Origin of the sequence: Flavobacterium sasangense DSM 21067, from assembly GCF_000686885.1 — a bacterium.
In the GTDB taxonomy this organism is placed as follows: Bacteria; Bacteroidota; Bacteroidia; order Flavobacteriales; family Flavobacteriaceae; genus Flavobacterium; species Flavobacterium sasangense.
In genome coordinates this window covers 16,621-39,174 of record NZ_JMLU01000006.1, presented here as the reverse complement: position 1 = coordinate 39,174, position 22,554 = coordinate 16,621, and the positions used below count along the sequence as shown (strand labels likewise).

Genomic DNA, 22,554 nt, shown 5'->3' with positions numbered 1-22,554 from the left:
TCATGATAAGAACCCTTTATATCCTATTAGTTATCTCACTATTCTCTTGTAAAGAATTTGATGTAAATAATGAGAATTCACTTGAAAACAAGGAAGTTTTAGTAAGTAAAAATGTGATTTCTAGTGATTTTGATTTTCTGCCAACATCAACCACAAGCGATGTTTACAAACGTAATACTTATGCTTTTTCATATTCAGAAGCTCATGAACAAAGCGAATGGGTGGCATATTATTTAGATAGTGATGATGTAAAAACTACTAATTATGATCGGCCTTTTTTCGAACAAGATCCATTAGTAAAAACAGAATCAGCAGATTGGAGAAATTATAAAAAATCGGGTTACGATAAGGGTCACTTGTGTCCAGCTGGAGATAGAAAAGAAACATTAGATGAATATAATGAGACTTTCTTTACTTCTAATATTAGTCCACAAGAGCATGAATTCAATTCGGGTGTTTGGAATCGTTTAGAAGAAAAAGTGAGATATTGGGCTACAAAAAACGATGGATTATATATTGTTACAGGTGGTGTTTTAATTGATAATTTGAAAACAATAGGAAAAGAAAAGGTTTCAGTTCCTAATTATTTTTATAAAGTACTTTTATCTAAAGATGGAACCAAAATGATTGGTTTTTTAGTACCTCATAAAAATTCTAACAATCCTTTGTATGAATTTGTTGTTTCTGTTGATGAAATTGAAAAGATGACTGGAATTGATTTTTATCCAAATTTGCCAGACGAAATTGAAAATAAAATGGAGTCGAAATCTGATTATAAAGATTGGAGTTTCTAATTACCATTCATTTACTTTATTAGCGTCAAGCTTAATAAAGATAAATAGTAAAATGGTAAATGCCCATAAACTCGAACCACCGTATGAGAAAAAGGGAAGTGGTACTCCAATTGTTGGGAATAATTTAATCAACATGGCAATATTTACAAAGAAATGCGTAAATAAATAAGTTGCCACGCAATAGCCATAAACCCTACTAAATTTTGTTTTCTGATTTTCGGCTAAGTAAATTATTCTTAAAAATAAGGCAACAAATAAAAGAATTACCGTAATACTTCCCACAAATCCCCATTCTTCGCCTACTGTGGTAAAGATGTAATCGGTGTGTTGTTCCGGGACGAATCCTCCTTTTGTTTGCGTTCCTTCTAGATAACCTTTTCCAAGTAAACCTCCAGAACCGATGGCAATCATCGACTGATTAAGATTATAACCTTCGCGCTTCATGTCAACATCATCACCAATTAATACATTAATACGGTCTTTTTGATGCGGTTCTAATACTTTATCATAGACATAGCTGACAGAAAATGCAAAACCTGCCATAATCAGGTAAAGTAGTCCATATACGATAGGATTTCTTGATATTTTTCTATTAAATATATAATGAATTACCATTACAACAAATACAATTCCAATCAAATAGAATGGCTCTATTACCAATGATAAAAAGAACAATGCAATAGCAATTATACCTGAGAAAAAGTACCAACTTGGTAATCCTTCACGATTTAAAACAAAGATTAGTGAAATAAAAATCATAGCACTACCAGCATCAGGTTGCATTAATATTAGCAAAACGGGTAACCCTACAATTGCCAAACCTATGATTTGATGTTTGGTGTATTTTAAATTTATTTGCGAATAACTTAAGTATTTTGCTAGCAATAAAGCGGTTGCGGTTTTCACGAATTCTGATGGTTGAAAACCAAATCCTCCAAATTGATACCAGTTAGTTTGTCCTTTTTTAGTAACACCAAAAACAAAAAGTCCAAGTAAAAGTAGAATTCCCACGCCATAAAAAACAAAAGAAAGGCGTTCAAATATCTTTGCATCACTGAATAAAATTACTAGTATCAAAGGAATGGTTAATCCTATAAAAAGCATTTGACGGCCATAGATTTGTGAAATATCAAAAATTGAAGTTTCTTCTAATGGCAAAGAGGCAGAATAAATAGTCATCCAGCCCATAATTACTAAAACTATGTAAAGTAATATGCTGATATAATCAATTCTATTTCCTACACTTTGATTTTTCATTTAGTTTTCTTCCTCTTCTTTTTTGGCGTCGCTTATTTCTACTTTTATTTTATTTAAAGAATCTTGCAGTTTTGTAGGGTCAACTTTTCTTTGAAAGATGATGTTTTCAATTCTTTTATATTCTTCTAATAAACTTCCATTAAGCATGGTGGTTTCTAAATCTTTTCTGGTAATTTTTCCAGTTACATATTTTTCGGCCATTAATGTTGCAATTGGTCCTGCCCATCGGTTACCCCAATATCCATTTTCAACAACTACAGCAATAGCAATTGTTGGATTTTCTTTTGGTGCAAATGCAACAAATATAGAGTGGTCTTTTAATTGATAGGTTTTTCCAGCAACTCTAATTTTATTTTCAGCTGTTCCTGTTTTTCCACAAAGTTCTAATCCTTCTACTTTTAAATTCCAAGCTGTACCTACATTATACACATCTGCTAATCCTTGAATCATCGGTGGGAAATATTGTTTGTCGATGGTAGAATAATGTTTTGTGGTAAATTTTTTGTCTAAAACTTCTCCTTTAATCTTTTTTACAATGTGAGGCGTGTAGTAATATCCTTTATTTGCTACAACTGCCATCATGTTTGCTAATTGTAAGGTTGAAGTAGAAACTTCTCCTTGGCCAATGGAGTTTGAAATAATATACGAACTTCTGATTTTGGCACCATTATACATTCTTTTGTACATTTTAGAATCAGGAACTAATCCTTTTGATCCAATGGGCATATCGGTTCCTAAAAATTGACCTAATCCAAAACTTTTTACGTGGTTAGCCCAATTGTCTACACTATAATATGAATCTTTATATTTTTCAATGGTTCTTTTGTATGTGTTTCCAAAATAACTGTTACATGATTTATAAACACCATTGTTTAATTGTAAGGTGTGTAAACCACAGTGGCATTTCATGAAACGTCCAAAATTAGCTCCATGATTGCAATAAAAAGTCGATTGTTCATCAATTACTTCTTCTTGTAACCCAATCAAACCAGTTATAATTTTAAATGGAGAACCTGGCGGATATGTAGCCTGAAGTCCTCTGTCATATAAAGGCTTAGCAATGGAATCATGATAAAGAGCTGTGTAATTTTTAGAACGTTGTCTTCCTACTAACAATGCAGGGTCATAAGTAGGAGCTGTAACCAAAGCTAAAATTTCGCCTGTTTTAGGTTCAAGAGCTACAATTCCTCCTCTTTTGTTAATCATTAACTCGGTTCCGTATTTCTGAAGCTCGTAATCGATAGTTAAGGTTAAATCTTTTCCTTGTTGTGCAATGGTGTCAAATTGCCCATTTTTATAGGGACCAATAATTTTATTATGCTTGTCGCGAAGTAAATATTTTACTCCTTTAATTCCTCTTAATGTTTCTTCGTATTGTTGCTCAACACCTTGTTTTCCTATTAAGTCACCACTGTTGTAGTATTTGTTCTTCTTTAGAATGGCTTCATTAACTTGTGTTATAAAACCAAAAACGTTTGCCCCAACATTTACTTGATAATCACGAAGCGAACGCTTTTGTGTATAGAATCCTTCGAATTTTCTTTCTTTTTCTTGAAAAGCTGCATATTCTGCTTTGTTTAATTGTGACAAGAATACGGAAGGAAGTCTCGGACTATATACGTTTGCTTTTTCAATTTTTTTGATAAAATACTCTTTGGTAATGTGAAGTAAATTACAAAATTCAGTCGTGTCAATATTTTTTATTTCTCTCGGAACCACCATGATGTCATATGATGGCTGATTGGCAACCAAAAGCTTACCATTACGATCATAGATATAACCTCTCTCTGGGAAATCAAATACTTTTTTAATAGCATTATTTTCCGATTGTAATTTTAAATTCTCATCAATTACTTGAAGATAGAAAATTCGAACAATCAGAAGAAGGGAAGTAATAATGATTACGGCAGGTAAAACAGCTTTTCTCATCGTCTACTCGGCTTAATTATAAAAAGTGTTAGCAAACAAATAATAAACGTAAAAAGCGTACTAAATAGTGTACGAGTAAGTATCGTTAAAATTAAATCAAATCGGTAATATTCAAAAAAGAACATAACAAAATGATGAATAAAAATAGCTAATAGTAATAAAGTAATTCGTTCAGGCGAAATTTTATCAGCAATTTTTACAGTTTGATATTCGTAACTTAATCCAAATGAAAATTTAAAAAGAGTTGGGCGAACATAGGCTAAAATTAAAGATGACATCGTATGAATACCTCCTGAATTGCAAAACATATCTAAAAGAATTCCCATAGCAAAACTTCCAAGTAACAAAACACTTTTATTACTGTTTACAGGATATAGTAGAATAAATAAAACATAAGGATACGGGTTTAAGTAACCAAACAAGTTAATATTGTTAAATATTAAAACCTGAAGGGCTAAGAAAACGACAAATCGGATGCTATTTAAAATACTATTGTTCACTTATTGTTTTGGTGCTGTGGTTGCTGCTTCTAATTGTTGTTTCTCTTTTTTTCTTTTGTTTTCAATAACGTAAACATAGCCTAACGATGTCATGTCATTGAATAAACGAATATTGATAGTGTAATAATTTGTTTTCTTGTCAATGAAAATTTTGTCAATTTTTCCAATTGGAATATTTTCTGGAAAAATGTCTGAATTTCCACCTGTTACGATTGAATCTCCGTGTTTTAAAGATGCTAATCTTGGAACGTCAATTAGTTGTGCAAAACCTACATTTCGTCCATCCCAAATTAAAGATCCAAAGTGATTTGAATTTTTAATTTTAGCATTAATCTTTGATTTCGTATTTAAGACACTTAAAATAGTTGAATAATTTGCAGAAGTCTTTTCTATAATACCAATAATTCCTTTGTCATTCACCACTCCCATATCAACTTCAATTTTTGAATTTTTTCCTGAATTGATGGTGATATAGTTTTCCCTTGTATTAAATGTGTTTTTTACCACTTTGGCTACCACGACATTGTAATTGTTGAGGTCGTTTCTAAATAATGTTTTAGAAGTTAAAATGGTATCTTTTTTGTTGAATAACAATTCCTTAAGCAATGCATTTTCCGAAGCTAAATCTTTGTTTTTTTGCTTTAAACTAAAGTATTCATTTACCTCATTCACTTTTTCATAGTAAGCACCAGTAACAGCGTTAGCCGAATTTACATACTCGCTTCGGTGATAGGAATGCGATTTTACAACCAAAGAAAATGAGATGCCCAAAAGCAGCAAAAACAGCAATCGATGGCTGTTTTTTATGATAAAATTAATTATTTGCTGCATGGACTATTTTTTATTTAATCAGGATTCCTTTGTATTTGTTGATGTTCTTTAAGGTCATTCCCGTTCCTCTTACAACGGCTCTTAAAGGGTCTTCTGCGATGTAAACAGGTAAATCTGTTTTCATTGAAATTCGTTTGTCTAAACCTCTTAACATCGAACCTCCACCTGCTAGGTAAATACCTGTGTTGTAAATATCGGCAGATAATTCAGGTGGCGTTTGTGATAAGGTTTCCATAACCGCATCTTCAATACGTTGAATCGATTTGTCTAATGCTTTTGCAATTTCACGGTACGATACATCAACACGTTTTGGTTTTCCGGTTAATAAGTCTCTTCCGTCAACTGCCATATCTTCTGGTGGGCTGTCTAAATCTTCAGTAGCCGCACCAATTTGAATTTTTACTTTTTCAGCGGTAGTTTCTCCAACAAATAAATTGTGTTGCGTTCTCATGTAGTAAATGATATCATTTGTGAAAACGTCTCCGGCAATTTTTACCGACTTATCACAAACAATTCCGCCTAAAGCAATAACTGCAATTTCTGTTGTACCACCTCCGATATCTACAATCATGTTTCCTTTTGGTTGCATAATATCTAAACCAATACCAATTGCTGCCGCCATAGGTTCATGAATCAAATATACTTCTTTACCGTTAACACGCTCAGCAGATTCTTTTACCGCACGCATTTCCACTTCGGTAATTCCAGATGGAATACAAATTACCATACGAAGTGCTGGCGTAAATAATTTCTTTTTTAAAGCCGGAATACTTTTGATAAACATTTTTATCATTTGTTCCGACGCATCAAAATCAGCAATAACCCCATCTTTCAAAGGACGAATGGTCTTGATATTTTCATGAGTTTTACCTTGCATCATGTTGGCCTCTTTACCTACAGCAATAATTTTGCCAGTAATTCGGTCTCTTGCAACGATAGATGGACTGTCAATCACGACTTTATCGTTGTGAATGATTAGAGTATTTGCGGTACCAAGGTCGATTGCGATATCCTCGGTCATGAAATCAAAAAATCCCATAAGTTTGATAAGGGTTTAGCGTTTTTTGTATAATTGTATTCAACTCGCAAAATTATAAAAATAATCTGGAATAAATACAAATAAAAAGCGCATTAAAATATTTTTTTTAATGCGCTTGTGAAATATGTTTTGTAAGTGAAATTTTAATGTTTGAAATGACGAATTCCAGTGAATACCATTGCCATGTTATTATCGTTACAATAATTGATACTTAACTCATCTTTTATTGAACCTCCTGGCTGAATCACCGCTGTAATTCCAGCTTTGTTTGCAATTTCAACACAGTCTGGGAAAGGGAAGAACGCATCACTTGCCATAACCGCTCCAGTTAAATCAAATTCGAAAGAAGTGGCTTTTTCAATGGCTTGTCTTAAAGCGTCAACTCTTGAAGTTTGTCCGGTTCCAGAAGCACACAATTGTTTGTTTTTTGCAAATACAATTGTGTTTGATTTTGTGTGTTTGCAAATTTTTGAAGCAAATAATAAATCTTCAATTTCTTCTGCTGTTGGAACTGCTGATGTAACCGTTTTTAAATGGTCTTTAGAATCGGTAACATTGTCTTTATCTTGAACTAAAACACCGTTTAAACAAGTACGAACTGTTGTTTGAGGTAATTCAACTTCGTTTAAAATTAAGATAATTCTGTTTTTCTTTTCTTCCAAAATATCTATCGCTTCTTGGTCATAAGACGGAGCAATTACCACTTCGCAGAACAATTGGTTGATTTCGTTAGCCGTAGCCACATCAATTTTTCCATTAGCAATTAAAACTCCTCCGAAGGCAGAAGTTGGGTCACCTGCTAAAGCATCTAAATACGCTTCTTTCATCGTATTTCTGGTCGCTAAACCGCAAGCATTATTGTGTTTTAAAATCGCAAAAGTTGGATTGTCGTTTTTGAATTCGTTCATTAAATTCACAGCCGCATCAACGTCTAGTAAATTGTTGTACGACAATTCTTTTCCGTGAACTTTGGTAAACATTTTATCAAAATCGCCATAGAAAAATCCTTTTTGATGTGGATTTTCGCCATAACGCAATACATTTCCGTTTTGTTCGCTGATTTTTAAAACCGGTTCTTCAAAAACTTGATTGAAGTAGTTAAAAATAGCCGAATCATAATGTGAAGAAACATTAAAAGCTCTTGAAGCTAATAATTTTCTGTTTTCTAAAGTAGTAGCGCCATTGTTTTCGGTATAGAAATTCAAAAATGGTACGTATTGTTCAACTGAAGGGACAATTACCGTGTCTTTGAAGTTTTTAGCAGCTGCTCTAATTAAAGAAATACCACCGATATCAATTTTCTCAATAATATCTTGTTCGCTAGCGCCAGAAGCAACGGTTTTTTCAAACGGATACAAATCCACAATCACTAAATCGATTTGCGGAATGTTGAATTCTTTCATTTGTTCCACATCACCAGCGTGGTCTTGACGGTTTAAAATACCGCCGAAGATTTTTGGATGCAACGTTTTTACTCTTCCGCCTAAAATTTCAGGGAAAGCCGTAATATCTTCTACAGCAACTACTGGAATACCTAAATCTTTAATAAAAGTTTCAGTTCCGCCGGTAGAATAAATGGTTACATTGTTTTGGTGAAGGGCTTTAACAATAGGTTCTAAACCGTTTTTGTCAAATACAGAAATCAATGCCGAAGCAATTTTTTTTGTTGTGTTCATGGTGTTGTGTTGTTGTATCTGAATAGGTCTCAGATAAATGTTGTTGTTTTCGTGGTGCAAAAGTAGTTATACTTCTTAAAATAGTCAAACTTTATTGGAAGGGATTTTTTTAAAAAAAGAAAACCACTAAAAAAGTGGTTTCTTAATTTATTTTTGAAAATATTGCATTGTGAAATCAAGGAGTTGTTTCTTTATCGCAACAATACTATCAATCCCATTAACTTCGTATTTCAATCCATTAAGTTCAATGAAGTATTTGTTTTTTGAGCATGTTATTTTACAAATAATTTTTTTGTTGTTGTCATCAACTAAAATATTGAAACTGTTTTTTTGATCTCTGTATGAAATTCTATCAGAGTCTATTTCTTTTTTATGGATAAGAATTGTCTTAATTGCATGATAAATTTTTAATTCTTCTGCAGTAGTAATGATTACATTTCCATTTTTAGCTTCTTGTTCTATAACTCTTGGTAAAGCATTCTGAATGGCATTTGAGTTTATTAAAGTTCTTAATTTACTTTTTATGGTATCAGTCATTCTTTTACCTTGCATTCTGTTGAAAACTGCTTTTATAAAGTCATCAGAAGGATCTGATAGTTCAGCAGTAAAAGCCTCGTTAAAACCTTGTAAAAAATAAAACTCAGACGCTTCTTCTAATAATTCTTTGATGTCAATATTGTTTTTGTGAAACTTTGAAAGATTTTCGAAAAGAGCATCATTTAATTCTGAAAAGTCTAATACTAAAAATGGTGTAACATTTAAATTTGTTTCTTTGTTTGATTCGTCAGGACAATAGAATCTCCATTCAATTCCGTTAGTTAAAATTCCAATTTTAGAACTTGGTGTATTGATAAAGTATCCGTTTAATTGAGACGCTTCTTTGTCTGTTAGGTTTTTTCCATATTTTTTACATTCAACTAAAATTTCAGGACTTTTACCTTTTATGATTAATCCAAGATCTGCTTTGTCATTTTTTTGTCCCCAGCCTGCATTAAATTCTGTCAACATATCATCATGGTGACTGTATCCTAATATTTCAAATAATGGTTCAATTAGATACATTCTAGTTTGTGCTTCATTTGTGCATTTTTCTTCAAGTCTAGAAAAATCAAATTTTGTTAATGATTTTTTGATAACAGTTACAAATTGTTTGTTGATTGGCATACTGGAATTTTTTATAGTTTGAAACCAAAGTTAATTAATTTTTAAATAAGAAAATACGTATTTCCGTAAAATTGAAAATTAAAGAATTTCTTCAATATAAATAAATTCCCTCCAACTGTAACATTTTCACTCATTGCTCTACTTATTAGTAATAGCTCAGTATTATGCTTTTATATTTACGATTACTTTCAGAAAGTTTCAGTTTTGCCATCAATGCGTTGCGCAACAATAAATTGCGTACACTTTTGTCGTTGTTAGGCGTTACCATTGGTATTTTTTCCATTATTGCGGTGTTGGCTGCGGTAGATTCTATGGATAAAAAAATCAAGGAAGATTTGAGTGATATGGATATGAATACGATTTATTTAATCCGTTTTTCATTCGGCCCATCTGAAGTGCCAAGATGGAAGCGTGAGCAATTTCCAGATGTAACGTATGAAGAATATGAACATTTGAGAAGAAATGTAAAAGGTATTGATAAAATGTCTTTCAATTTGTTTACAAGAAATGAAAGCATAAAATACGATTCTAAAACGGTGAATTCGATTCGTGTAAAACCTTCAACTTCTGAATTTTTTGATATCGAACCTGTTAAAATCGATAAAGGACGTTTGTTTAATGAATCGGAGTCTAATTCGGGTAGCCCAGTTATTGTAATAGGAAGCGAAGTAGCTACTGGATTGTTTGAAAATAGCGATCCTATCGGAAAAAAAGTGCGTCTTTACGGTCAAAAATTTACTGTAATCGGTGTGTTAAAAAAGCAAGGTCAAGGCATGTTTGGCGATAGTAGTGATATTGCTGTGTTTTTTCCGGTAAATTTCTTAAGAAAAATGTATGGAGATAATAGCGATATGTTAACGCCAGCTATTTTAATAAAACCCGAGAAAGGAATTGATATAGCTGAATTTAAAGCTGAATTGGCGCAAAAATTAAGAAGTTTTAGAGGTGTAAAAACAGGTGAAATTGATAATTTCTTCCTTAATGTATTATCAGGTTTTACCGATTTTATTGATAATATCGTAGGACAAATGAATATGATTGGTTGGATTATCAGTGCCTTTTCGCTTTTGGTAGGAGGTTTTGGAATTGCCAACATTATGTTCGTATCGGTAAAAGAACGTACCAACTTAATCGGAATTCAAAAAGCTCTTGGGGCTAAAAATAAATTCATTTTGTTTCAATTTTTGTTTGAAGCTGTTATTTTGTCTTTAATTGGCGGAATCGTAGGAATGTTTTTAGTTTGGATTATTGCCATCGGACTTTCAGCAGCTCTTGATTTTGAATTTGTCTTGAGTGCCGCAAATATGTTATTAGGTTCTGGTTTAGCAGCCTTAATTGGATTGATTTCTGGAATTATTCCTGCAATTTCAGCCTCAAAATTAGACCCTGTAGAAGCTATTAGAAGCGGAATGTAATTTTTAGTATATTTGGCGATTAATATCCCAAATTGAAAAAGCAAATCATTAGTATCTTTTTGCTATTTATGTTGATAGCGCCTGCTGTTGTAACCTATTCTTGGCTTCAACAAAGAAAGCGTGTTGTTAAAAAAGAAGTGAAATGGAAAATGATTGCGGGAATTGATAAAAAGGAATTGGTTCTTCTAAAATTTTCCAAAGCTGAAACAACCAGTAAATTAAAGTGGAAACATTCTAAAGAGTTTGAATTCAACAATCAAATGTATGATGTTGTGGATAAAGTAGTTTCAAAAGACTCTATCAAGTATTGGTGCTGGTGGGATTTTAAAGAAACAAAATTAAACAAACAATTAGACGAACTTTTGGTTGGTGTTTATGAGAACGATTCAGAGTCTGAAGAGAAACAAAATTTAGTTTATAAGTTTTATAAATCGCTTTATTTACAACCTGTTTTTTCATGGTTACCCTTTATAGATAAAAATCATACTATTGTGGTTAATATGTGTGATGATTTTTATCAATCAAAGTCTTTAATTTTAGATTCGCCTCCGCCCAATATTTATTCTTAATTTTTTTAATTAATTTGGAATACTATTACAAAGTAATTCCTCATTAAACACATAGTTAAGTAAGAATAAATAATCCATAAAAATGAAAAAAATTATTTTTTATGCTGTTGTGTTGTTACCTTTTTTAGGGTTTTCGCAAACAGCAAAAGATACCGCTACAACCGAATTAAGCGAAGTGGTAATTTCAAATAAAGTTCCAAAAAAATATACACAATTACCTAATCAAGTTGAGGTAATCACAGCAAAACAAATCGACTTTCAAAACTTTCAAAGTACGGCTGAGATGCTTTCTAATTCAGGAGCCTTATTTGTGCAAAAATCCCAACAAGGCGGTGGAAGTCCTGTGATTAGAGGATTTGAAGCAAGTAGAGTTTTAATCACTGTTGATGGTGTAAGAATGAATAACTTAATATTCAGAGCAGGTCACTTGCAAAATGTAATTACAGTTGACGAAAATATGTTAGAAAATGTGGGTGTTTTCTATGGTCCATCTTCTACGTTATTTGGTAGTGATGCACTCGGTGGTTCAGTTGCAATGACAACTAAGAATGCTAAGTTTTTAAATGAGGTTCACAACAAATTTACTGGAGGGGTTAATACACGTTATAGTAGTGTAAATGAGGAAAAATCGATTGCTCTGAATTTAAATTATGCTACTTCAAAGTTTGCTTCCTTGACTTTCTTTTCATTTAATGATTTTGGAGATTTAAAAATGGGTAAAGAAAGAAATCATAATGGGGATTACTTTGGAGAAAGACCTAATTATGTTTCAACAGTTGGTGGTGTTGACCAATTAAATGTAAATGATGATAAGTACACACAAGTGGGGTCGGCTTACAAACAGTATAATTTCATGCAGAAATTTGCCTACAAAACAAATTCAGGATTTGTACACGGATTAAATCTTCAATATTCGACTACTTCTGATATCAATCGTTATGATAGATTAACAGAAACTGCTGGTTCAGGATTGAAATTTGCACAATGGTATTACGGTCCACAAGATAGATTGTTGGCGGTTTATTCATTACAAAAAGAAAAAGCGTTTTTAAATAGCGATTTAAAAGTTAATGTAGCGTATCAAAATGTAAAAGAAAGTCGTCATAACAGAAGATTTGGGAACTACAATTTACAACACAACGAAGAAAATGTAGACATGTTTTCGGTTTCGTTAGATTTAAATAAAAAATTTACTAAAGGAGAATTGTTTTATGGTTTTGAATCGTATTACGAAACTTTAAAATCAACAGCTTATGCTAAAAATATCAATACAGGAGCTGTAACTGATATCAACACGCGTTATCCAAACGGAGATAACAACATGATGCGTAATGATTTGTATATTTCTTATAACGAAAAAATGTCGGATAAAACATTTTGGAATGTAGGAGCTAGAGCGGGTTATACAACTTTAAAAAGTACTATTGCTGATAATTCGGTATTTTCATTGCCTTTTAACTCAATTTCTCAAGGAAACTTTACTTATAGTGGAACTTTAGGGATTACGCATAATACATCAAAAAACTTTGCTTTAAAAGGAAATATTGCTACTGGATTTAGAGCGCCAAATATTGATGACTTAGCAAAAGTATTTGAATCAAAAGCGGGTTCTTCTTCTTCATTAGGTATTTTAATTGTGCCAAACGAAGATTTAAAACCAGAAAAAACAATTACCGGAGATTTAGGAATTGTAATTCAATCTGATTCTAAGAGAATTAAATTAGAAAGTACGTATTTCTATACAAGAATGTATGATGCCATAGTAACAGATGATTTCACATACAACGGACAAAGCATCGTTAACTACAACGGATTTGATGCACAAGTGAAAGCGAATCAAAATAAAGGAAAGGCTTTTGTAACTGGATTTTCAACTAACGTAAGTGCTTACATCATTTCTGATTTATTATTTAGTGCTAATTTCAATTATACGCTTGGTAGAGTAGTAGAGGATGGTTCACAACGTCCATTAGATCATATTGCGCCTTATTTTGGTAAAGTGGGATTAACGTACACGTACAACAAACTTAACTTAGAAGGTTATATGTTGTATAATGGTAAAAAAGACATTAAAGATTATTCAACAAGTGGTGAAGATAATGCACAATATGCACCAGCTAATGGTATGCCAGCTTGGGAAACTTATAATTTTAAAGCAGGTTTCCAAGTGTTAAAAGGCGGAACTCTTTTTGCTGGAGTAGAAAATATTTTAGATACACAATACAGAGTGTTTGCTTCAGGAATTAACGCTCCTGGAAGAAATATTTATGGTGGAATTAAATACACTTTCTAAGAATATAAAGAACAAAAAAAATCCCGATAGTTTCCTATCGGGATTTTTTTTATCTGATTGGTTGATTTTGAATTAAATCCAAATACAAGTTTATTTTGTTTTTCAACTCTTTTCTGTGAGCGATGAAATCTAAGAAACCGTGCTCTAATAAGAATTCTGACGTTTGGAAACCTTCTGGTAAATCTTTACCGGTTGTGTCTCTTACAATACGTGGTCCTGCGAATCCAATTAAAGCTCCTGGTTCTCCAATATTGATATCACCAAGCATAGCATAAGAAGCTGTTGTTCCACCCGTTGTTGGGTCTGTACATAATGAAATGTATGGAATTCTTTCTTCAGCTAATTGCGCTAATTTTGCCGATGTTTTAGCTAACTGCATCAAAGAGAAAGCTGCTTCCATCATACGTGCTCCACCTGATTTAGAAATCAATACAAACGGAATTTTGTGTTTGATAGAATAGTCGATAGCTCTTGCGATTTTTTCTCCTACTACGGCTCCCATAGAACCACCAATAAAAGCAAAATCCATACAAGAAACTACTAAATCTTTTCCTTTTGATTTTCCTACACCTGTGCGAATAGCATCTTTCAGTTTGGTTTTATCCATAACCTCTTTTAAACGATCGCTATATTTTTTAGTGTCTTCAAATTTTAATGGGTCTTTAGATGTTAAGTTCGCATCTAATTCTTTGAATTCGTTATTGTCGAATAAAATTCCGAAATATTCTTTACTACCAATTCTAACATGAAAATCATCTTCTGGGCTAACCCATAAGTTTCTTGCTAATTCATCAGTATCAACAATTTTTCCTGTTGGTGATTTATACCATAAGCCTTTAGGGACATCTTTTTTGTCCTCAGTAGCTGTTGTAATTCCTTTTTCTTTTCTTTTAAACCAAGCCATAATTTTAATGGATAATGAATAATTGACAATTACATAATTATCAATTATCAAATGTTAATTATAAAGTATTTACGTTATTTAAATCGGCAAAAGCTTGTTCTAAACGTTTGTTGAACGTAACTTCTCCTTCACGAACCCATTTTCTTGGATCGTAGTGTTTTTTATTTGGACTATCAGCTCCGTCAGGACTTCCGATTTGTGTTCTTAAGTAATCAATTTTATTTACCATGTAATCACGAATTCCTTCAGTGAATGCAAATTGTAAATCGGTATCAATATTCATTTTAATAACTCCGTAAGAAATAGCTTCTCTAATTTCTTCTAACGTAGAACCAGAACCGCCATGGAAAACAAAATCAACTGGGTTATTTCCTGTGCTGAATTTATTTTGAACGTATTCTTGTGAGTTTTTAAGAATTTTCGGAGTTAATTTTACATTTCCTGGTTTGTAAACACCGTGAACATTTCCAAAAGAAGCAGCAATTGTAAATCTTGGACTTACTTTCATTAATTCTTCGTAAGCATAAGCTACTTCACTAGGTTGTGTATATAATTTTGAGCTATCTACATCTGAATTATCCACACCATCTTCTTCACCACCTGTAATTCCTAACTCGATTTCTAATGTCATGCCCATTTTGCTCATTCTTTCTAAATATTTTTTAGAAATTTCAATGTTCTCTTCGATTGGTTCTTCAGATAAATCAATCATGTGAGAACTGTATAATGGTTTTCCAGTTTCAGCAAAATGTTTTTCAGAAGCATCTAATAAACCATCAATCCATGGTAAAAGATTTTTGGCACAGTGGTCAGTATGTAAAATTACCGTAGCACCATAAGCTTCTGCTAAAGTATGAATGTGTTTTGCGCCAGCAACTGCTCCTAAAATAGCTGCTTGTTGATTTTCATTTGACAATCCTTTTCCAGCATTAAATTGTGCTCCACCATTAGAAAATTGAATGATTACAGGTGCGTTTAGTTTTGCAGCTGTTTCCAAAACTCCATTAATTGTACTAGATCCTACAACATTAACAGCAGGTAATGCAAATCCTTTTTGTTTTGCATAGTTAAAGATTTCTTGAACTTGATCTCCGGTAGCAACACCAGGTTTAATATTGTGACTCATAGTTGATTGTTTTAATATAGTTGTGCAAAAATAATAATTTAAAAAATTAGAACGGATAATTAATACCAAAATTTAGCACTGTTTTGCTAAAGTTGACTCCTTTCATCCATCGGTCGCCCACTTCTCTTCCTGGGTCATAAGCTTTGTAGCCTAAATCGAAACGGAAAACAAAGAAATCAAAATCGTATCGTAAACCAATACCAGAACCAAAAGCTAAGTCTTCAAAAGAACTAAATCCGTTAAAAGTGTAGTTTTTATCAGTTACGTTATCAAATAGATTCCAAATATTTCCTATGTCGGCAAAGAAAGCACTATAGAAATTTCCTCCCACTCTAAAACGATATTCCAAACTATACGCTAATTTAAAATTGGCCTCGTTAAAATCATTTGTTCCTCCACTTCTTCCAGGTCCAAGACTATACGCTTGCCAACCTCTGTTGTCGTTAGAACCTCCCGAAAAATAACTTCGTGAAAAAGGAATCGATTGCGCATTGCCGTAAGGAACCGCTAATCCTGCAAAGGCGCGCATTGCAAGTGTGTTTTTCTTGCCAAAATCCCAGTGCTTAATAAAATCAACTTCACCTTTTATGTATTGGGAATATTCAATTCCAAACATGGTTTTGTTTCCGTTTGAACTTAAAGGTTCGTTTTTGGTGTTAGCAAATAATGACAATACATTTCCTGCAGACTCTACTTTGGTTCTGATAGAATAAAAATTATTATCTAGTAAATTAGCTTTAGTATTTCTAAAAAAGGTTAGCGCTGAAGAAACAATTAAGTTATTTTCAATTAAACGTTTTCTTCTTTCTCCAATACTTCGAATAGTTTTGTATTCGTTATCACCTGGAGTTAAAGAAGTTGCTAAGTCCTGAACATCTTGAATGAAATTGATGGCGCCCTGTGTCGTTAAATTTCCATTTTCTATATTTAGAGGATCAACATTATAAGTCTGAGCTAAATTATTTAAAGTGTTGTACGAAGAAGAATAAACATTAAAATAATTTTCTGGATTTAAGTTCTTAATAAATTGTATACTCAATAAATCAAATCGAACGGTGTGTTTTTGTTTCGGAGTCCAATTATATCCAAATACTCCAGTTAAATTTTCTTTATCCAATCCAATGTTTCGCTGACTGGTTAAACCGATGTTGGCATTGGTAGTTGGCAACATTTCTTTTTTAATGATATTTCGAGTGTTTACTGGAAAAACAATTCTTGGAAAACTAAGCTTTCCTTCTAAACCATATTCAGAGATATTAAAAAACACATTGTTTGGATTTGCTAAATCTTTTGATGAACCAATGTTTCCTTTTGCTGATAACTCAAATATTTCGGCTCTTTTAAATAAGTTTCGCCAAGTAAAAGACATTCTTCCGCTAATTCCAAATTCTTGAACATCAGATGTGGTAACATCAAGTGATGGCTGCCAAATGTATTTTGGTTTACTCATCAAATAAATGTTAGCAATAAGTGAAGTGTTTGTGCTATCATTTGGATCTTCAATGTACTCGATATTTGGATAGTTAAATACTTTTAAATTGCTTAATGATTTAGAAGTTAACGTTCTGTCATTATCACTAAATAATTTCCCTTTTTCAATAAAAATGGCGTTTGTAATGGCTTTTGGTTTGTATTTTAATTTTCCAGCACTGTAAATATTGAAGTTTTTGTATGTAACACTATCGTTAAATTGATTGCGTTCCTTTTTAGAAGTATTATTGGTAAAAATATTAACCTGACTAATTTTATATACCGAAAAAGGACGTTTGATTAAAGTATCACCATCTTTTACATAACGATCTTCAATTTTTAAATTGATGTCCATTTTTTGAACAGAATCATCAATAATAGCGTCATATTTTACATTACTTTCTTGAAAATGATATACGCCATTATTTCTCAAATATTGGGTAATTCTTTTTCTTTCAGTATCAAAATTATTAAAACTATATTGTTCTCCTTTTTTTATGAAAGATTTTTTTTCTTGAAGCGAATATAAGCTATCAATAACAGGCGTTTCTATGTTTTTTGAAATAGAATCAATAAAATAAGGTTTCCCGGTGTTTACTTTATAAACTACTTTCCCTTTTTTCTTACCTACAGAATCTACTTCCATGGTTACTTTATTTCGAATGTAACCATCGTTGTAATAATAACCACTAAGACGATCTTTTGATCTACCTGCTTTTTTCTCGTCGATAATTACTGGAGCTTCTCCAGTTTCTTTCATGAAGTTGTGTATTCCACTAACAAAAAAAGAGTTTCCTAATCGGGCTACTTGTTTGGCTGATAAAAATTGGTTTAATCGTTTAATTCTATTTGGTTTACGGTTTAACCAAGCTTGGTAAGAAGAATCTGGATTTGGTTTTGCAGTATTATAGAGTAACAAACCAAAAGGGTAATTTAAAAAACGAGTATTGGGTTGTTGAAGCACTAAATTATTAACGCGATCTTCTTTTACCAATTCGTCATTTACGAATACCTCGTTTTTGGTCAATAATTTTTTACTTTCGGGAACTCGCTTAACTTGCGAACACGAATAAATTATTGTTCCGATTACAAATAATAATGTTATTTTTGATAAATTATTTCTCAAAGCACTTTTTAAAAGTTAGTCAAAAATACAATTTTTATGGTTAGTAAAAACCAAATTAAACTAATAACGAGTTTACAACAAAAAAAATATAGAAAACAAGAACAACTTTTCTTTGCCGAAGGCGTAAAGGTAGTTCAAGAATTGTTACATTCTAACTTTGAATTGCAAGATTTGTTTACTACAAAGCAAGATTTTCTTACAGTTCCAAAAAACAAAGTTCATGCCATTTCTGAAGTTGAGTTAAAAAAAATCAGTGCCTTAACGACACCAAATACTTGTTTAGCTGTTTTTAAAATTCCGAAAGTAAAAGAAATGGTTGAAAAAGGACTAATCGTTGCCTTAGACGATGTGCGCGATCCTGGGAATTTGGGAACAATTATTCGTTTATGTGATTGGTTTGGAATTGAAACGTTGTTTTGTTCTGAAGAATCGGTAGATATTTATAATCCTAAAGTAGTACAAGCTACGATGGGTTCTATTAGTAGAGTAAATGTGGTGTATGGAAATTTAGAAACGTTTTTATCACAAACTAAATTACCGGTTTTTGGTACTTTTATGGATGGAAATAACATTTACCAAGAAGAATTACCTAAAGAAGGAATCATTATCATGGGCAATGAAGCCAACGGAATTTCAACTTCGGTTGAAAAATTAGTTTCAGAGCGCATTGCTATTCCAAGATTTGGAAATCTTCAAGTTACAGAAAGTCTTAATGTTGCTACTGCAACCGCAATAATTTTAAGCGAATTTAAACGAAAATAATTTTTTAGTGAAATGCAAAATTGATGAAAAAGCCACGCGTTTTCATTTCTTGAATATTTCCTGTCCAAGGACTTCCTGGGGTGTTATCACGAATTAATTCATCTTTCATACTGAAAACACCTCTTATAGAAGGTGAAAACACGAAATATTCAAAATACAAGTCAATTCCAAATCCTACTTCGTAGAAATTCGACCATTTTGTCATTCGGAATCTATCGTTGTAATTGTCATCTGGAGCTTCGGCGTTACTACCTAAATTTAAGGCAGTAGATATACCACCTACAAGATACGGACGTACATTTCCAGTACGTAAGGCAGAATATTTCAACAAAAATGGAAAGAAAATATAGGTTGATTTTACTTCTCGTAATCGATCAACTGGGTCGGTAATATTAGGGTAAATTAGATTTCTTTGTGTAATGTATAAACCCGGTTCAAAACGGAAATCTAAAAATTCCGTTAATCTTAAATTGCCAATTAATCCCACGTTGAAACCCGTTGAAGATTGAACTTCAATATCTTGAGTAACCGATAAATAATCAAATTTAAAATCTAAACTATTAAATCCTAAATAATAGCCCCAATGAACGCGCTGTTTGTTCCAATTTTCTTTATTGATTATTGGATCTTTACTAAACATGCCTTCTTGGGCAAAGAGTAGGGGTGAAAAAAGTAATAAAAACAGTAACTTCTTCATGTTATTTTTTAGATGCTTGATAAATAGTCGCTACTCCAAAGGTTTGAGGTAAATGCTTCACCTCTATAAACCCAATTTTTCTCAAAATATTGTTTAAGGCTTCTCCAAATGGGAAATTTTGTGCTGAGGTAGACAAATATTGATACGCTTTTTTGTCTTTTGAAAATAATTTACCAATAGTTGGCATGATGAAATTGGTATAAACATAATATCCTTGTTTAAAAGGAAACTGCGTAGGTACCGAAGTTTCTAAAATAATCAATTGGCCGCCTGGTTTTAATGTTCTTAAAATATCGGTTAACCCTTTTTCTAGATTTTCAAAATTACGAACACCATACGCCACGGTAATAGCATCAAAATAATTGTCAGGATATGGAATGTTTTCGCCATCGCCTAACACCATTTGAATTCTAGAATCCAAGTTTTGAGCTGCAATTTTTTTCTTTCCAATGTCAAGCATACCTTGCGAAATATCCAAACCAATAATTTCAGTAGCAGAAGTATTGGCAAATAAAATCGCTAAATCACCCGTGCCAGTTGCAATATCTAAAATAGATTTTGGTTGTTTTGCTGCTACCATTTTTAAGATTTTCTTTTTCCACTTGGCATCAGTTCCAAAAGAAATAACTCGGTTTAAACCATCATAATTTTCAGAAATGGTATCAAACATTTGAGCAACTTGTTCTTTTTTTCCTAATTCAGAATCTTGATATGGCGTAATATTTTTTGACATTTTGCAATTTTTTGGAACACAAAAGTACTGATAAAAAATCAAATACAAGGGCAAAATTCAATTTGAACTTCAAAATTCAAATTAAAGAAATATTTTTTAGAACACAGATTTAAGAAATTTAAAAAATCTGTGAAAATTCCTTAAATCTGCGTCATCCGCGTTCTAAAAAACTATTTTCTAATGTACGTCAAAAAAGTAAAATCGTAATCGTGTTTTTCGTCTTTAGAATGAAATTCTTCGAAGACTAATTCCCATTTATTTGTATCGATTTCGGGAAAAAAAGTATCGGCTTCAATCGTAGTATGCACGCGAGTTAAATCGATTTTATCTGCGATTTCTATAGACTGATTGTAAATTTCGCCTCCGCCAATGATGAAAACTTCTTCATTTTTCGGGCATAAATCAATTGCTTTTTGCAAACTACTCGCTACGAAACAACCTTCTGGAACTTCGTAATCTTTTTGGCGCGTAATGATAATATGTGTTCTATTGGGTAACGGTTTTGGAAAACTTTCAAAAGTCTTTCTTCCCATCACAATATAATGTCCGGAAGTGATTGTTTTAAAACGCTTAAAATCATCTGGCAAATGCCAAACCAATTGATTGTCTTTTCCTAAAGCATTGTTTTCGGATGCGGCTGCGATTATGGTGAGCATGTTTAACGCATTTTAAAAGTTAATGGTTGAGCGTATCTAATAGCTACATTTTCCCCATTCTTACTTCCTGGAATCATTTTGGGTAGTAATTCTATTATTCGAACTCCTTCAAGTTGTAATAAAGGGTGTGCGTTACAAGCATAAATTTCATTTACTTCTCCTTCGCTTGATATGATGAATGTAACATTGGTTTTACCTTGTATATTCTCATTCATTGCTTTTTCAGGATAGTTGAAATTTGCTTTTATGTGTTCAGCCATTGAAACACTAAATGATTTTAATGCTTTTTCTTTGTTGTCTAAAAATTTAGATTTTTTAAAAGCAGGGTATGTGTTTAATTCTGAAATAGCTTGGGGATTATTGTTTTCTTCTTGCATTAACTCGTTATAATATTTCTCTAAATCACTTATTTCGTTCAATTTGAATCGAAAAGATGTATATTCGTTAAAGTATTTTGAGCAATTAGATGGAGGGATATTATTAATAATATTTGAGATAATATCATTGTATTTTTTTGACTTATCATCAATTATTATTACGCTAAATTTACCTTGTTTGTCAATAAAAAAAACACCTTTAATAAATTCTTTTTCTCCTACTTTAATTCCGCTTTTAATAATTTCATAGTTAATCAATTTTTTAATTTTTCTCAAATGATCAACTGCTTGGCTTTTTTGAACACTATCTAATGAATTAAATAATTTAGAATAATCTTGCGCATTTGCAAGACAAGTAAACAAAATAAAAAATATAAACTTTTTCATAAATTAAATTTTAAATCGCCACAACTCCCTTAATATGCGGATGCGGGTCATAGCCTTCTAACGTGAAATCTTCAAATTTGAAATCGAAAATATTTTTAATTTCTGGGTTTAGTTTCATCGTTGGTAAAGGTCGGCACTCGCGAGACAATTGTAATTCTAATTGTTCCATATGGTTGTTGTAAATGTGTGCATCACCAAAGGTGTGGATGAATTCGCCTACTTGTAAATCACAAACTTGAGCAATCATCATTGTAAACAAAGCATAAGATGCAATATTAAACGGAACGCCTAAGAAAATATCAGCACTGCGTTGGTACAACTGGCAACTTAATTTTCCATCCGCCACATAAAACTGAAAAAAGGCATGACATGGAGGTAAAGCCGCTTTTCCATTAGCAACATTTTCCGCAAACGAAACTGAAGTATCTGGTAAAACACTAGGATTCCATGCAGAAACTAACATTCTTCTGCTGTTTGGATTGGTTTTTAGCGTTTCGATTAATTCGGTAATTTGGTCGATTTCTTCGCTGTTCCAATTGCGCCATTGGTGTCCGTAAACCGGACCTAAATCGCCATTTTCATCCGCCCATTCGTCCCAAATTTTCACACCGTTTTCTTGTAAATATTTGATGTTGGTGTCACCATTTAAAAACCACAACAATTCGTAAATAATCGATTTTAAGTGTAATTTTTTAGTGGTTACCATTGGAAAACCTTCGCTTAAATCAAAACGCATTTGGTAACCAAAAACACTTAAGGTTCCAGTTCCGGTACGGTCGCCTTTTTGGTTGCCGTTTGCTAATACGTGTTTTACTAAATCGTGATATTGTTGCATATATAGTAAGTTTA

General features: G+C 32.2%; 20 protein-coding genes. 5 read left to right on the top strand and 15 right to left on the bottom strand.

The features are described 5' to 3' along the window. Nucleotides 1-2: 2 nt before the first annotated feature. Nucleotides 3-794: a DNA/RNA non-specific endonuclease gene (locus BP92_RS0106315; protein WP_035693008.1), complete on the top strand. Its 792-nt coding sequence runs from the start codon at nucleotides 3-5 to the stop codon at nucleotides 792-794. Here BP92_RS0106315 and rodA read toward each other — a convergent pair whose 3' ends face one another. The 7 genes from rodA to BP92_RS0106280 form a co-directional block, all read right to left on the bottom strand. Beyond that, a complete protein-coding gene (gene rodA, locus BP92_RS0106310) occupies nucleotides 795-2,051 on the bottom strand; it encodes a rod shape-determining protein RodA (protein ID WP_026725284.1) in 1,257 nt (418 codons plus the stop codon). Continuing rightward, nucleotides 2,052-3,980, bottom strand: a complete 1,929-nt coding sequence (locus BP92_RS0106305; RefSeq protein ID WP_026725283.1) for a peptidoglycan D,D-transpeptidase FtsI family protein — start codon at nucleotides 3,978-3,980, stop codon at nucleotides 2,052-2,054. Then, nucleotides 3,977-4,480: a hypothetical protein gene (locus BP92_RS0106300; RefSeq protein ID WP_026725282.1), complete on the bottom strand. Its 504-nt coding sequence runs from the start codon at nucleotides 4,478-4,480 to the stop codon at nucleotides 3,977-3,979. Before BP92_RS0106300 ends, BP92_RS0106305 begins: the two co-directional genes overlap by 4 nt. Next, nucleotides 4,481-5,311: a rod shape-determining protein MreC gene (gene mreC / locus BP92_RS0106295; RefSeq protein ID WP_026725281.1), complete on the bottom strand. Its 831-nt coding sequence runs from the start codon at nucleotides 5,309-5,311 to the stop codon at nucleotides 4,481-4,483. 10 nt (nucleotides 5,312-5,321) lie between these two features. Then, a complete protein-coding gene (locus tag BP92_RS0106290; protein WP_026725280.1) occupies nucleotides 5,322-6,350 on the bottom strand; it encodes a rod shape-determining protein in 1,029 nt (342 codons plus the stop codon). A gap of 143 nt (nucleotides 6,351-6,493) precedes the next feature. Then, the gene (gene purH / locus BP92_RS0106285) at nucleotides 6,494-8,026 is read right to left on the bottom strand and encodes a bifunctional phosphoribosylaminoimidazolecarboxamide formyltransferase/IMP cyclohydrolase (protein ID WP_026725279.1); all 1,533 of its coding nucleotides are present in this window, start codon (nucleotides 8,024-8,026) and stop codon (nucleotides 6,494-6,496) included. A 147-nt stretch (nucleotides 8,027-8,173) separates the two neighbouring features. Next, the gene (locus BP92_RS0106280) at nucleotides 8,174-9,190 is read right to left on the bottom strand and encodes a type I restriction enzyme HsdR N-terminal domain-containing protein (RefSeq protein WP_026725278.1); all 1,017 of its coding nucleotides are present in this window, start codon (nucleotides 9,188-9,190) and stop codon (nucleotides 8,174-8,176) included. A gap of 164 nt (nucleotides 9,191-9,354) precedes the next feature. Between BP92_RS0106280 and BP92_RS0106275 the strand changes: the two genes are divergently transcribed. From BP92_RS0106275 to BP92_RS15875, 3 genes are all read left to right on the top strand, one after another. Beyond that, nucleotides 9,355-10,605, top strand: coding sequence for an ABC transporter permease (locus BP92_RS0106275; RefSeq protein WP_026725277.1), 1,251 nt, complete (start codon nucleotides 9,355-9,357; stop codon nucleotides 10,603-10,605). 32 nt (nucleotides 10,606-10,637) lie between these two features. Beyond that, nucleotides 10,638-11,174, top strand: a complete 537-nt coding sequence (locus BP92_RS0106270; RefSeq protein ID WP_150111877.1) for a hypothetical protein — start codon at nucleotides 10,638-10,640, stop codon at nucleotides 11,172-11,174. An 82-nt stretch (nucleotides 11,175-11,256) separates the two neighbouring features. Then, nucleotides 11,257-13,467 (top strand): TonB-dependent receptor plug domain-containing protein, encoded by a 2,211-nt coding sequence (locus BP92_RS15875; RefSeq protein WP_035693004.1) that lies wholly within the window; start codon nucleotides 11,257-11,259, stop codon nucleotides 13,465-13,467. Nucleotides 13,468-13,516: 49 nt separating this feature from the next. On the opposite strand, the gene accD is transcribed toward BP92_RS15875, so the two are convergent. Genes accD through tamL form a run of 3 tightly spaced genes read right to left on the bottom strand, consistent with a single transcriptional unit; the run spans nucleotide 13,517 to nucleotide 18,093 of the window. Further along, nucleotides 13,517-14,371, bottom strand: a complete 855-nt coding sequence (gene accD, locus BP92_RS0106260; RefSeq protein ID WP_026725275.1) for an acetyl-CoA carboxylase, carboxyltransferase subunit beta — start codon at nucleotides 14,369-14,371, stop codon at nucleotides 13,517-13,519. A gap of 58 nt (nucleotides 14,372-14,429) precedes the next feature. Continuing rightward, entirely contained in the window at nucleotides 14,430-15,497 is a 1,068-nt protein-coding gene (gene fbaA, locus BP92_RS0106255) for a class II fructose-bisphosphate aldolase (protein ID WP_026725274.1), read from the bottom strand. Between the two features lie 46 nt (nucleotides 15,498-15,543). Then, a complete protein-coding gene (tamL, locus tag BP92_RS0106250; protein ID WP_026725273.1) occupies nucleotides 15,544-18,093 on the bottom strand; it encodes a translocation and assembly module lipoprotein TamL in 2,550 nt (849 codons plus the stop codon). 36 nt (nucleotides 18,094-18,129) lie between these two features. On the opposite strand from tamL, the gene BP92_RS0106245 reads away from it, so the two are divergent. After that, a complete protein-coding gene (locus BP92_RS0106245; RefSeq protein WP_026725272.1) occupies nucleotides 18,130-18,855 on the top strand; it encodes a TrmH family RNA methyltransferase in 726 nt (241 codons plus the stop codon). 4 nt (nucleotides 18,856-18,859) lie between these two features. Here BP92_RS0106245 and porT read toward each other — a convergent pair whose 3' ends face one another. From porT to BP92_RS0106220, 5 genes are all read right to left on the bottom strand, one after another. Next, nucleotides 18,860-19,552: a type IX secretion/gliding motility protein PorT/SprT gene (gene porT, locus BP92_RS0106240; RefSeq protein WP_026725271.1), complete on the bottom strand. Its 693-nt coding sequence runs from the start codon at nucleotides 19,550-19,552 to the stop codon at nucleotides 18,860-18,862. Nucleotide 19,553: 1 nt separating this feature from the next. After that, the gene (gene ubiE / locus BP92_RS0106235) at nucleotides 19,554-20,285 is read right to left on the bottom strand and encodes a bifunctional demethylmenaquinone methyltransferase/2-methoxy-6-polyprenyl-1,4-benzoquinol methylase UbiE (RefSeq protein WP_026725270.1); all 732 of its coding nucleotides are present in this window, start codon (nucleotides 20,283-20,285) and stop codon (nucleotides 19,554-19,556) included. A gap of 170 nt (nucleotides 20,286-20,455) precedes the next feature. Continuing rightward, complete coding sequence (locus BP92_RS0106230) at nucleotides 20,456-20,941, bottom strand: dihydrofolate reductase (RefSeq protein ID WP_026725269.1); 486 nt, start codon at nucleotides 20,939-20,941, stop codon at nucleotides 20,456-20,458. A gap of 2 nt (nucleotides 20,942-20,943) precedes the next feature. Further along, nucleotides 20,944-21,705 (bottom strand): energy transducer TonB, encoded by a 762-nt coding sequence (locus tag BP92_RS0106225; protein ID WP_026725268.1) that lies wholly within the window; start codon nucleotides 21,703-21,705, stop codon nucleotides 20,944-20,946. Between the two features lie 10 nt (nucleotides 21,706-21,715). Continuing rightward, entirely contained in the window at nucleotides 21,716-22,540 is an 825-nt protein-coding gene (locus BP92_RS0106220; protein WP_026725267.1) for a thymidylate synthase, read from the bottom strand. Nucleotides 22,541-22,554: the final 14 nt, after the last annotated feature.

Coding starts and splice junctions, on each gene's coding strand:
- accD (WP_026725275.1), bottom strand. CDS start 14,371: ATGGCTTGGTTTAAAAGAAAAGAAAAAGGAATTACAACAGCTACTGAG.
- BP92_RS0106315 (WP_035693008.1), top strand. CDS start 3: ATGATAAGAACCCTTTATATCCTATTAGTTATCTCACTATTCTCTTGT.
- BP92_RS0106225 (WP_026725268.1), bottom strand. CDS start 21,705: ATGAAAAAGTTTATATTTTTTATTTTGTTTACTTGTCTTGCAAATGCG.
- BP92_RS0106220 (WP_026725267.1), bottom strand. CDS start 22,540: ATGCAACAATATCACGATTTAGTAAAACACGTATTAGCAAACGGCAAC.
- porT (WP_026725271.1), bottom strand. CDS start 19,552: ATGAAGAAGTTACTGTTTTTATTACTTTTTTCACCCCTACTCTTTGCC.
- BP92_RS0106275 (WP_026725277.1), top strand. CDS start 9,355: ATGCTTTTATATTTACGATTACTTTCAGAAAGTTTCAGTTTTGCCATC.
- BP92_RS0106245 (WP_026725272.1), top strand. CDS start 18,130: ATGGTTAGTAAAAACCAAATTAAACTAATAACGAGTTTACAACAAAAA.
- mreC (WP_026725281.1), bottom strand. CDS start 5,311: ATGCAGCAAATAATTAATTTTATCATAAAAAACAGCCATCGATTGCTG.
- purH (WP_026725279.1), bottom strand. CDS start 8,026: ATGAACACAACAAAAAAAATTGCTTCGGCATTGATTTCTGTATTTGAC.
- rodA (WP_026725284.1), bottom strand. CDS start 2,051: ATGAAAAATCAAAGTGTAGGAAATAGAATTGATTATATCAGCATATTA.
- BP92_RS0106280 (WP_026725278.1), bottom strand. CDS start 9,190: ATGCCAATCAACAAACAATTTGTAACTGTTATCAAAAAATCATTAACA.
- BP92_RS0106305 (WP_026725283.1), bottom strand. CDS start 3,980: ATGAGAAAAGCTGTTTTACCTGCCGTAATCATTATTACTTCCCTTCTT.
- BP92_RS0106290 (WP_026725280.1), bottom strand. CDS start 6,350: ATGGGATTTTTTGATTTCATGACCGAGGATATCGCAATCGACCTTGGT.
- ubiE (WP_026725270.1), bottom strand. CDS start 20,285: ATGTCAAAAAATATTACGCCATATCAAGATTCTGAATTAGGAAAAAAA.
- BP92_RS15875 (WP_035693004.1), top strand. CDS start 11,257: ATGAAAAAAATTATTTTTTATGCTGTTGTGTTGTTACCTTTTTTAGGG.
- BP92_RS0106230 (WP_026725269.1), bottom strand. CDS start 20,941: ATGCTCACCATAATCGCAGCCGCATCCGAAAACAATGCTTTAGGAAAA.
- fbaA (WP_026725274.1), bottom strand. CDS start 15,497: ATGAGTCACAATATTAAACCTGGTGTTGCTACCGGAGATCAAGTTCAA.